Origin of the sequence: Patulibacter medicamentivorans (assembly GCF_000240225.1) — a bacterium.
GTDB lineage: Bacteria > Actinomycetota > Thermoleophilia > Solirubrobacterales > Solirubrobacteraceae > Patulibacter > Patulibacter medicamentivorans.
The window spans coordinates 1-11,239 of sequence record NZ_AGUD01000115.1 but is presented as its reverse complement, the minus strand read 5'-3'; the positions used below and the strand labels follow the sequence as shown (position 1 = coordinate 11,239).

General features: G+C 73.7%; 9 protein-coding genes and 1 pseudogene. 8 read left to right on the top strand and 2 right to left on the bottom strand.

Annotated features, from left to right (window positions below):
* A pseudogene (locus tag PAI11_RS27010) lies at nt 1-569 on the top strand (hypothetical protein); the annotation flags it as partial.
* Nucleotides 570-834: 265 nt separating this feature from the next.
* Nucleotides 835-2,334, top strand: a complete 1,500-nt coding sequence (locus tag PAI11_RS09375) for an FAD-dependent monooxygenase (protein ID WP_007573555.1) — start codon at nt 835-837, stop codon at nt 2,332-2,334.
* Nucleotides 2,335-3,140: 806 nt separating this feature from the next.
* Here the strand turns inward: PAI11_RS09375 and PAI11_RS09370 are convergent.
* On the bottom strand, nt 3,141-3,947 hold the full coding sequence (locus PAI11_RS09370; RefSeq protein ID WP_007573551.1) for an enoyl-CoA hydratase/isomerase family protein: 807 nt from the start codon (nt 3,945-3,947) through the stop codon (nt 3,141-3,143).
* A 250-nt stretch (nt 3,948-4,197) separates the two neighbouring features.
* On the opposite strand from PAI11_RS09370, the gene PAI11_RS09365 reads away from it, so the two are divergent.
* Nucleotides 4,198-5,382 (top strand): acyl-CoA dehydrogenase family protein, encoded by a 1,185-nt coding sequence (locus PAI11_RS09365; RefSeq protein WP_007573549.1) that lies wholly within the window; start codon nt 4,198-4,200, stop codon nt 5,380-5,382.
* Between the two features lie 9 nt (nt 5,383-5,391).
* Nucleotides 5,392-6,669, top strand: a complete 1,278-nt coding sequence (locus PAI11_RS09360) for an acyl-CoA dehydrogenase family protein (protein WP_007573547.1) — start codon at nt 5,392-5,394, stop codon at nt 6,667-6,669.
* 15 nt (nt 6,670-6,684) lie between these two features.
* Here the strand turns inward: PAI11_RS09360 and PAI11_RS09355 are convergent, their stop codons facing one another.
* Nucleotides 6,685-7,098 carry a hypothetical protein gene (locus PAI11_RS09355; RefSeq protein WP_138974202.1) on the bottom strand — a complete coding sequence of 138 codons (414 nt, stop codon included), beginning with the start codon at nt 7,096-7,098 and terminating at the stop codon, nt 6,685-6,687.
* A gap of 228 nt (nt 7,099-7,326) precedes the next feature.
* Here PAI11_RS09355 and PAI11_RS09350 point away from each other — a divergent pair, with 228 nt between their 5' ends.
* From PAI11_RS09350 to PAI11_RS09335, 4 genes are all read left to right on the top strand, one after another.
* Nucleotides 7,327-7,731, top strand: coding sequence for a hypothetical protein (locus PAI11_RS09350; RefSeq protein WP_007573544.1), 405 nt, complete (start codon nt 7,327-7,329; stop codon nt 7,729-7,731).
* An 88-nt stretch (nt 7,732-7,819) separates the two neighbouring features.
* On the top strand, nt 7,820-9,367 hold the full coding sequence (locus tag PAI11_RS09345) for a helicase HerA-like domain-containing protein (protein WP_007573542.1): 1,548 nt from the start codon (nt 7,820-7,822) through the stop codon (nt 9,365-9,367).
* Between the two features lie 9 nt (nt 9,368-9,376).
* Entirely contained in the window at nt 9,377-10,099 is a 723-nt protein-coding gene (locus PAI11_RS09340) for an acyl-ACP thioesterase domain-containing protein (protein WP_007573539.1), read from the top strand.
* Between the two features lie 88 nt (nt 10,100-10,187).
* Nucleotides 10,188-11,015, top strand: a complete 828-nt coding sequence (locus tag PAI11_RS09335) for an SDR family NAD(P)-dependent oxidoreductase (RefSeq protein WP_007573537.1) — start codon at nt 10,188-10,190, stop codon at nt 11,013-11,015.
* Nucleotides 11,016-11,239: the final 224 nt, after the last annotated feature.

Genomic DNA, 11,239 nt, shown 5'->3' with positions numbered 1-11,239 from the left:
CCGAGCCGGAGCCCGCGGCCGTCGCCGCGATCCCGGCCGCGCCCCCGGCCCAGGCCGCTGCAGAGACCGCCCCGCAGGTCGACGCGGCGTCGCCCGACGACCTGCCGGCGTGGGCCGCGGCCCTCGACGGCGCGGCCCTGCGGCCGGACCGGCTGCTCGGCCGCCCCAAGCAGACGGCGCTGATCCTCGATCGCGAGCTGTCCGCCCGGGCGGATGCCCTGGTCGCCGCGACGGGCCCGCGGGTCACCTTCGCGGCGCTGGTCACCGCGGTCCTGCACTTCCACCTGCCGGCCGACGGCGATGCCGCCGCACGGGCGATCGGCGGCTACCGCCGGCGGCGGCTCGAGGCGCTGGACCACCCGTGGGAGGAGCGCAACGCGCGCGTCCCCGAGCCGCTCCGGGGCGAGCTCGACGACGTCGTCGCCGGCGCGACCGGGCTGGTCGCCTCGGTCCGCCGCTCGACCCTCGTCAACGCCCTGCTCGACGCCCACCTGCCGGAGGACGCGGACGACGCGGCCCGGCTGGTGACGCGGATGGAGATGGTCCGCGGGGGCGCGTTCCTGGCCTGAGCGGCCGCCAGGCCCAGGCCCCGGATCGCCCAGCGCGTCGCCGAACCGGCGGCGCGCTTCGCGTTTCGGGCCCGGCGACGCGCACCGGCCAGACCCCGGCCCGCGGGCGATCCCGGCCCGCGAAACGAAGAAGGAGAGGGCGCGACGCGCTCCTCTCCACATCCAATTTATACCGCACGAACGGCCCTCATGAGGCCGCGGTTCGTGCCCCATACTCGCCGATCGCAGGCCAGGACCTACGAACATCGGAGGAGCGGAGATGGGTATGACGGAGCACGACGTGGTGATCGCCGGAGGCGGTCCGGCGGGGATGACGCTGGCGGCCGAGCTGGCGCTGGCGAAGATCGACGTGACGGTGGTCGAGCGGCGCCCCGACCACGTGCTCGTCGGCTCGCGTGCCGGCGGGTTCCACTCGCGCACGATCGAGGCGCTCGATCAGCGCGGGGTCGCCGATCGGTTCCTCGCGGAGGGCCAGGTGGCGCAGGCCGCCGCGTTCGGCACGACCACGCTGGACATGAGCGACTTCCCCACGCGCCACCCCTACTCGCTCGGGATCTGGCAGAACCAGATCGAGCGGATCCTGGCCGGCTGGGTCGCCGAGCTGCCGGTCCGGATCCACCACGGTCGCGAGGTGACCGGCTTCGCGCAGGACGACGCCGGGGTCGACGTCCGGCTGTCCGACGGCGAGTCGCTGCGGGCCCGGTATCTGGTCGGGTGCGACGGCGGACGCAGCCTCGTCCGCAAGGCGGCCGGCATCGAGTTCCCCGGCTGGGATCCGACGAGGAGCAACCTGATCGCCGAGGTCGAGATGACCGAGGAGCCCGAGCTGGGCGTCCGCCGCGACGCCCACGGCATCCACGGCCTCGGCCGGCTGGGGTACGAGATCCGCGACGGCGAGGTGGTCTACGAGGACGAGGGCCCGGTGCGGGTGATGCTCACCGAGCGGCAGCTCGGTTCCAGCGACGAGCCGACCCTGCAGGACCTGCGGGAGGGGCTGATCGCGGTCTACGGCACCGACTTCGGGGCCCACAGCCCGACCTGGATCTCGCGGTTCACCGACATGACCCGCCAGGCGGCGGCCTACCGCGCGGGGCGCGTCCTGCTGGCCGGCGACTCGGCGCACGTGCACTCCCCGGCGGGCGGACAGGGCCTCAGCCTGGGAGTGCAGGATGCGATGAACCTGGGATGGAAGCTGGCTCAGGTGGTCCGTGGGACCTCCCCGGAGGGCCTCCTGGACACGTACCACGACGAGCGCCACCCGGTCGCCGCCCGCGCCCTCCGGCACACGATGGTGCAGACCGCGCTCCAGCGCGGCGACGAACGCATGCAGGCCCTGGTCGAGGTGGTGTCGGAGCTGGCGACGATGGACGAGCCGCGCAAGCGGCTCGCGGGGATCGCCTCGGGGCTCGACATCCACTACGACCTCGGCGAGGGCCACCCGCTGCTCGGACGCCGGATGCCCGACCTGGACCTGGTGGCCGCCGACGGCCCGCTCCGGGTCTTCGAGCTGCTGCACGACGCCCGGCCGCTGCTGCTCGACCTCGGCGAGCCCGGCGGCTTCGACATCGCCCCGTGGGCCGACCGGGTGCAGCTGGTCGGCGCGACCTACGACGGTCAGTGGGAGCTGCCGGTGCTGGGCGCCGTCACCGCCCCCACGGCCGCGCTGATCCGGCCGGACGGCTACGTCGCGTGGGTCGGGGAACGGTCGCAGGATGGGCTGCGGGAGGCGCTGGCCAGGTGGTTCGGAGCGCCTGGTTCGGCGTGATCGGCCGGGGTCGCTGAGGGCCTTCGGGGTTCGGGGGGCGTGGCTCGGCTTGGGTCGTGGTGGAGTGGCTCGGCGGTGGACGGGGAGGGCTGGGTGCGGTCCTCCGAGCCGGCCCTCCGCCGACCTACTGACCGGCGGCTTGGCCCTCGGTCCTTGGTTCGGCTCCGGATGGTGCCGGCGGCGGATGACCCCACCCAGCCCTCCCCGTCCACCGGTTCGTGCATCGGGCGCCGCGGTCGGGCGGTCCGCGCTTCGTGCTTGCCGGGTCGGGCTGGTGGGCACACGGTGGTGGCTCGGCGGGCGGCGGGCGGCGCGGCCCTTGTGGGAAGCAAGCCGCGGTTGGCCAGCGTCGTTGGCTCAGCGGGAGTAGGCCCCCTTCCCTCGTGAGAAGCACGCCGTGGTCGGCCAGCGTCGCTGGCTCGGCGACCTGCGCTAGAGCGGCGGCCCCCAGCCGACGAGCGGCAGCCGCTCGCCAACCACGGCTCGCTCCCCCAAGCACGGCCGGGCGCCGCGCCCACCCTCCTGCGCGCCCGTCCTGCGCGACCGATGGCCCGCCACCGCCAGCGGAGGAGCCAGCCCGGGGACTCAGGGAAGGGCTGGGTGGGGCCGCTCGACCGGAAGTCCTCGGAGCCGACCGCCAACCGAGGACCAAGCCACAGACGGCACGTCGGCGCAGGGGCCGGCCGAGCGGCCGCACCCAGCCCCAGCCGATAGCCGAGCCGAAGCCCACCACGACCAGAAGACGAGCCACCCCGAGACCCGTCGAGACCCGTCGAGACCCGTCGAGACCCGCGAGAAGAGCCCCCTCAGCGCCCCTTCCACTGCGGCTCGCGCTTCTCGAAGAAGGCCTTCACGCCCTCCTGGATGTCCTCCGTCGAGAATGCCAGCGCCAGCTGCCCGCGCAGGAAGTCGAGGCCGTCGTCGAGCGGCATGTCCATCTGGCGGCTGATCGCGTCCTTGCCCATGCTCATCAGCAGCGGCGAGCTGCGGGCGATCTTCTGGGCCCAGGCGTCGACCGCGGCGTCCAGCTCGGCGGCCGGGACGACCTTGTTGACGATCCCGATCCGCTCGGCCTCGGCGGCGCTGATCCGCTCGCCGAGCAGCAGCAGCTCGGTCGCCTTCTTGCGCCCGACGTTGCGGTAGATGATCGCCATGATCATGAACGGGAAGACGCCGACGTTGATCTCGGGCGTCCCGAACGTCACCTGATCGCCGGCGACGATCAGATCGCAGGCCAGCGCCAGCCCGAGCGCCCCGGCCAGGACGTGGCCGTTGGCCTTGCAGATCGTCGGCTTGCCGAGGTCGAGGATCAGCCGGAAGAGCCGCGGGAAGCGGTCGATCGCGCCGTACTTCGTCACCAGCGGGACGTCGGCGGCGAAGCCGGCCAGGTTGCCGCCGGCCGAGAAGACCTTCTCGTGAGTCGAGGTCAGGACGACGCAGCGGACGGCGTCGTCGTCGCGCGCCCGCTCGAAGGCGGCGATCAGGGCGTCGAGCAGCTCGTCGGAGAGCGCGTTGCGGGTCGCCGGCTGGTCGAGCGCGATCGTGGCGACGCCCTCGGCCGCCGCGTAGGCGACGGGGACGTCGGGGGTCGGCTGCTCGTCGGTCTCGGCCACGGGTGCTCCTCGCTCGCTGGGGACGGCGGGGACGGCGGCTCGGGCCCACGTCCCCCGGGGGCGATCCTGCCGGACCGCGGCGATCCGCGCTTGGCGATCCCACCCGATCGCGACGGTCGGGGCACGCGATGCGCCACAACGGCGCAGACCGCGCCGCCCGATCCGCGAAGTGGGAAGTAGCACGTGCTACTTTGGCGCGGTGGGCCGCATTCCGGCGGCCCGCCGAGCACGCCCGAGGAGACCCGCCCCGATGGCCACCGATCAGGTCCTCAAGCCCGACCACGCCGCCAGCAGCCGGCACCCGATCTTCACCGAGGAGCACGAGGCGATGCGGGCGACGATCCGCCGCTTCGTCGAGACCGAGCTGGCGCCGCACGCGGACGAGTGGGAGGAGACGACCTTCCCGGACTGGGTCTTCACGCGGATGGGCGAGCTGGGCTTCCTCGGCCTCTCCTACCCCGAGGAGTACGGCGGCCAGGGCGGCGACTACGCCTACAACCTGGTCCTCGCCGAGGAGCTGGCCCGCTCGCACTCGGGCGGGATGGTGATGGGCGTCGCCGTCCATACCGACATGGCCAACCCGCCGATCAAGATGCTCGGCACCCACGAGCAGAAGCTCCGGTACCTGGTGCCGGCGATGAAGGGCGAGAAGATCGCCTGCCTGGGCATCACCGAGCCCGACGCCGGGTCGGACGTGGCGGGGATCAAGACCACCGCGGTCAGGGACGGCGACGAGTTCGTGATCAACGGCTCGAAGGTCTTCATCACCAACGGCCACCGCGCCGACTACATCGTGCTGGTGACCAAGACCGATCCCGACGCGGGCTACGCCGGCTTCAGCCTCTTCATCGTCGACATGGACTCGCCGGGGATCGTGCGCGAGAAGAAGCTGATGAAGGCCGGGATGGCCGCCTCGGACACCGCGCTGCTGTCGTTCACCGACGTCCGCGTGCCGGCCGCCAACCTGCTCGGCGAGGAGGGCAAGGGCTTCTACCACATCATGTGGGAGCTCCAGGGCGAGCGGCTGATCGGCGCCGTCGGGGCCGTCGCCAGCTGCGACCTGCTGATCGAGCGGACGCTCCAGTACGCCCAGGAGCGGACCGCGTTCGGCCGCCCGATCGGCAAGTTCCAGGGGATCCGCTGGAAGTTCGCCGAGATGGCCACCAAGGTCGAGGCGGCCCGCCAGCTGAACTACAACACCGCCCGCCGGGTGATGGCCGGCGAGTACCCGGTGCGCGAGATCTCGATGGCCAAGCTCTACGCCTCGCGGATCGCCTGCGAGGTCGCCGACGAGTGCCTGCAGATCCACGGCGGCAACGGCTACATGCGGGAGTACGGGATCGAACGGGCCTGGCGCGACCTGCGGCTGAACCGGATCGGGGCCGGCACCGACGAGACGCTGCTGGAGTACATCGGCCGCTCGTACGGGATCTGAGGAGCGACCATGACCGCCCCCACGTCCCGTCCGCCCGCCCCGAGCCACGCCTCGGCGGGCCTCTCCAACAGCAGCGCCACCAACCCGGCCACCGGCTGGGAGCACCTCTTCACCGACGAGCACGAGCAGCTGCGGGCCAGCATCCGCGGCTGGGTCGACAGCGAGATCCGTCCCCACGTCCAAGCGTGGGAGGACGCCAAGTGGGTGCCGGGCTCGGTCTTCCGCGCGCTCGGCGAGACCGGCTTCGCCAGCACCTGGTTCCCGACCGAGCTCGGCGGCCAGGGCGGCGACCACCTGCACGACGCCGTCTGGACGCAGGAGATCGCCCGCGCCGGCTCCGGCGGCGTCGCCGCGGCGCTGAGCGCGCCGACCACCATCGCCGCCCCGCCGATCGTCAAGTTCGGCAGCGAGGCGCAGCGGCAGCGGTGGGTCCCGCCGGTCCTGCGCGGCGAGCAGGTCGCGGCGCTGGCGATCACCGAGCCGGGCACCGGCAGCGACGTCGCGGGCATCCAGACCCGGGCCGAGAAGGTCGACGGCGGCTTCGTCGTCAACGGCGAGAAGTGCTTCATCACCGGCGGGGTCCGGGCGCAGTACTACGTCGCGGCCGTGAAGACGTCCGGGGAGGGCGGCCACGGCGGGATCTCGTTCCTGGTGATCGAGCGCGGCGAGCAGCCGGAGGGGATCGAGGACGACCCGGTCGCGCTCGGCGCCGCCCGCGGCGACGGCATCAGCGCCAGCCTGATCGACAAGCTCGGCTGGCACGCCTCCGACACCGCGCTGATCAGCTTCCAGGACGTCTTCGTGCCCGAGGACCACCTGCTCGGCGAGCTCGACGGCGGCTTCAAGCTGATCATGGCCAACTTCCAGTGGGAGCGGCTGTCGATGGCGCTCGGCGCGGTCGCGGGGATGGACCTGGCGTTCGAGCAGGCCAAGGCCTACGTCGCCGAGCGGACCGCCTTCGGCCGCCGGATCGCCGACTTCCAGGGCACCCGCTGGGCGCTGGCCGAGATGGGCACCCAGATCGAGGCCTGCCGCGCGCTGACCTACGAGACGCTGCGCCGCCACGTGGCCGGCGAGCAGGTGATCCAGGAGGTCTCGATGGCCAAGCTGATGACCCAGCGGGCGCTCGTCGACGTGGTCGACCGGTGCCTGCAGCTGCATGGCGGCGCCGGCTACATGAAGGAGTACGGGATCGAGCGGGCCTGGCGCGACGCGCGGCTGGGGCCGATCGGCGGCGGCACCGACGAGATCATGAAGGACGTCGTCGGGCGCTTGATGGGGCTGTAGGCGGCGGTGGCGGCCTCAACCGGCGAGCGCGAACGCGAACGCCGGGCGGCTGCCGCGCAGCGCCGGCGCCGGGCGCCGCTCGATCGGCGGGTCGATCGCGTGCCGCTCGGCGATCGCCAGCTCCCGTGCCCAGGTCGCGGCGGCGCGGTCGCCGCGCTGGTCGCAGGCGAACGCGAGGTGCTCGTAGGCCAGCGTCAGGTCCCAGCGCGCGTCCTGGGCGCCGTCGGCCTCGCGGTGGTGGGGCAGCGCCCGCAGGCTCCGGACCCGGCGCTCCTGGACCGCGACCCGGCCGGCCAGCGCGACGGCGGGCCGGGTGGCCGGATGGGCGTCGTCGAAGATCGAGGCGAGCGCCTCGACGTCGGCGGCGAGCCGCGACTCCGCCAGCTCGAGCTGGGTCATCGGCTGCGGATCGGGGGTCGGGGGCATCATCGTGATCACCGTGGCCTCGGGTTGCGGGGCGTCATCCCATGAGACCATCGCCGCGGCCCGGAATCATCGGTGGTCCGGCGCGCCCGGCGGGGGCGGACCACGGCCGTGCGACTGCGGAGGACCCCGGATCCCGGCGGCTCCGTCGGCGAGCGCGTCACGCCGACGTGCACACCGCTCGACATGGACCGGGTCGGCGCACGATCCGGACCCTGCGCCTACGCTGCCAGCATGAAGCGCGTGCTCGCCCCCCTGCTCGCCGCTGCCGCCGTCACCGCGCCCGCCGCGGCCCAGGCCGACGCGCCGACCCGCGTCCGCAGCGACGCCTTCCGCCACTACGCCTGCAAGGAGCGCCACCGCGCCGACGGCCCCTGGTGGGTGCGGACGCTGTCCCAGATCGGCGACAACCCCAGCGCCGAGAAGTACGACATCGGCGTCTACGCGGCGATCACCCGCGGCGGCAACGACCGGATCGTCGTCCGCCGCACCGCCAGCCGCTGGCGCAACGGCGAGATCCGGCTGACCCTGCGCGGCGTCCGCGGCGACGACCGGCTCTGGATCCAGGGCGCCTACTACGGGCCCGCCGATCCGTGGAGCGACGGCTTCCGGGTCTCGCGCCTGCGCCTCTGCGACTGAGCGCGCGGTCCGGCGCCCGAGCGCCCGGACGCCATGTCGACCGTCCGTTCACGGCCGCGGTGTACACCGCCCGATAGGTTGCCGGGCCATGCCGGACTTCGCGCCCACCATCGCCCAGGCCTACGCCGTCGAGGGGCCGGCGATCACGCTCGGCCGCGGCGTCCACGACGGCCAGCTCTTCCCCGACGCGGCGGTCCAGGTGCCGCTGCGGATGATGAACCGCCATGGGCTGATCGCCGGCGCCACCGGCACCGGCAAGACGGTCACGCTGCAGGTCCTCGCCGAGCAGCTCTCGGCGGCCGGCGTGCCGGTCTTCGTCGCCGACATGAAGGGCGACCTGTCGGGGGTCGGCGCCGCGGGCGACGCCGAGGGCTGGGCGTCGAAGCGGATGGCCGAGCTGCAGGTCCCGCGGACGCCGACCGGCTTCCCGGTCGAGTACCTGGCGCTCGGCGGGATCGGCGCCGGCGTCCCGGTCCGCGCGACCGTCTCGGACTTCGGCCCGCAGCTGCTGGGCAAGGTCCTGGGCGCCAACGAGACCCAGGAGCAGAGCCTCCAGCTGGTCTTCCACTACGCCGACTCCAAGGGGCTGCCGCTGCTGGACCTCTCGGACCTGCGTGCGCTGCTGACGTTCCTCGACTCCGACGCCGGCAAGGCCGAGCTGGAGGGCATCGGCGGGCTCTCCGGCCAGACCGTCGGCGTCCTGCTGCGGGCGCTCGTCGGACTCGAGACCGCCGGCGGCAACGAGCTCTTCGGCGAGCCGCAGTTCGACATCGGCGACCTGCTGCGGACCGCGCCCGACGGCCGCGGCGTGATCTCGTGCCTGGAACTGCCCGGCGTCCAGCAGCAGCCGCAGCTGTTCTCGACCGCGCTGATGTGGATCCTGGCCGAGCTGTTCGAGACGCTGCCCGAGGCCGGCGACCTGGACAAGCCGAAGCTCGTCTTCTTCTTCGACGAGGCGCACCTGCTGTTCCGCGACGCGACGCCTGCGTTCCTGGCCGCGGTCACCAACACGGTGCGGCTGATCCGCTCCAAGGGGGTCGGCGTCTTCTTCGTCACCCAGACCCCGAAGGACGTGCCCGGCGACGTCCTCGGCCAGCTCGGCAACCGCGTCCAGCACGCGCTGCGCGCCTTCACCCCCGACGACGCCAAGGCGCTGAAGGCGACCGTCTCGACCTTCCCGACGTCGGAGTTCTACGACCTGAAGGAGACGCTGCCGGCGCTCGGGATCGGCGAGGCGGCGGTCACGATCCTGTCGGAGAGGGGTGTGCCGACGCCGGTCGTCCACACGCGGCTGGTCTCCCCCGCGTCGCGCGCCGCGCCGGCCGACGACGTCGACGGGACCGCGAGGGCCTCGCCGCTGTGGGCGAAGTACGGCACCCGGGTCGACAACGAGAGTGCCCGCGAGAAGCTGGCCGCACGGGTCGAGCAGGCCGCGACCGAGGCCGAGGCGCCGCCGGCGAAGGACCCGAACGCGCCGGTCGGGGCGCCGAAGCCGAAGCCCGCCCCGAAGGCGCCGCCGAAGCAGGACGACGGCGGCGGAGGAGCGCTCGGCGACTTCCTCAACTCGCGCCAGGGCAAGCAGATCCAGCGCGAGGTCATCCGCGGCGTCTTCGGGATGCTGCGGAAGAAGCTCTGAGCGGCCTCGATGCCCGACCAGGCCCTGACCCCCTTCCCGACCCGCGGCCGGGTCTACCGCGCGACGCGACGGGTCGGCCCCGGCCACGTCTCGCCGCTCCGGCGGGCGCGCCTGGACGCGATCGTCGACTGGCTGCAGCAGGTGGCCTACGAGGACGTCGTCCAGGCCGGCCTGGAGCACGACTCGGTCTGGCTGGTGCGGCGGACGACGGTCCTCGCCAGCCGCTTCCCGGCCTTCGGCGAGCGGCTCGACCTGCGGACCGCCTGCACCGCGATCGGCACCCTGGTCGCCGAGCGGCGGACGTCGATCGTCGGCGAGCACGGCGCGGCGGTCGAGGCCTCGGCGCTGTGGGTGCCGCTCGATCCCGCGACGCTGCGGCCGCGCAAGACCGAGGCGTTCCTGGCGGTCTACGGTCCCTCCGCGGACGGCCGCAAGGCGAAGGCGCGGCTGCGTCACCCGCCGGCGCCGCCCGAGGGCGCCGAGCGGCGGCCCTGGTCGTTCGCGGTCGCCGACCTCGACCTGGCCGACCACGTCAACAACGCCGCCTACTGGCGGACCCTCGAGCAGGAGCTGCGCGACCACGACGCCGCCGTGCCGCTGCGCGCCGAGGTCGAGCACCACGCCGAGGCCTCCGACGGCGACTTCGAGGTCGCGGTCGCCGGCGACCGGCGGTGGCTGCTGGGCCCGGACGGCGCGGTGCGGGCGACGGCGCTGGTCGGGCCGGTCGCCTGAGCGGGGCGGGACGGCCGGCGGGACGCGCGCCATAGGATCGGTCGGTCTGGCGGGCACGTCCCGCACGTACGACCCGAGGAGACGGACCATGGGAGTCCTCGACGACAAGGTGGCGATCGTCACCGGATCGGCTCGCGGCATCGGCCGCGCGACGGCCGAGCTGCTGCTGGAGCACGGCGCCAAGGTCGTGATCAACGACCTCGACGCCGACCTCGCGCGAGCGGCGGCCGACGAGCTCGGCGGCGAGACCTCGGTCTTCCACGGCGACCTGACCAAGGAGGGCGTGCCCGACGCGCTCGTCCAGCACGCGATCGACAGCTGGGGACGGCTCGACATCGTGGTCAACAACGCCGGCTACACGCTCGACGCGCCGGTTCACAAGATGCGCGACGACTGGTTCCAGCGGATGCTCGACATCCACGTCGTGGCGCCGTTCCGGGTCGTCCGCGCCGCCGCCCCGCACCTGCGCGAGCCGGCGAAGAAGGAGCGCGAGGAGGGCCGCGAGGTCTTCCGCAAGATCGTCAACGTCAGCTCGATGTCGGGCACGATGGGCAACGCCGGGCAGGCGAACTACGCGGCCGGCAAGGCGGGCGTCGTCGGCCTGACCAAGACGCTGGCCAAGGAGTGGGGCCAGTTCAAGGTCAACGTCAACGCCGTCGCGTTCGGCTGGATCGAGACCCGGCTGACGGCCTCCAAGGACGAGGCCAACGTGACCGAGATCGACGGTCAGCAGGTCCAGCTGGGGATCCCCGACGAGCTGCGCGAGCTGGCGCCGATGATGGTCCCGATCGGCCGTCCGGGCACGCCGGAGGAGGCCGCCGGCGGGATCTTCTTCCTCTGCTCCCCGTGGTCGAACTACGTCCACGGGCAGACCCTGCACGTGACCGGCGGCCAGTTCGGGGGGATGACCGGCTGACGGGCGGCGGCGGGTGACGAACCGGTCGCCGGCCGACCGGAACGTCGCAGGCGGTCGACCGCGACGCTGCCGGCGCCGCGATTCGCCGCGGCGCCGGACGGTGCGTCGTGGAGGCTTCAGGCGCCGGGGAGCGGGGTGCCGCCCGAGCCGGGCGACGCCGCGGCGGGCGCCGGTGCCGACGGCGTGACGCCGCCGGAGTCGGGATCGGCCGGCGCGGCGGCCGG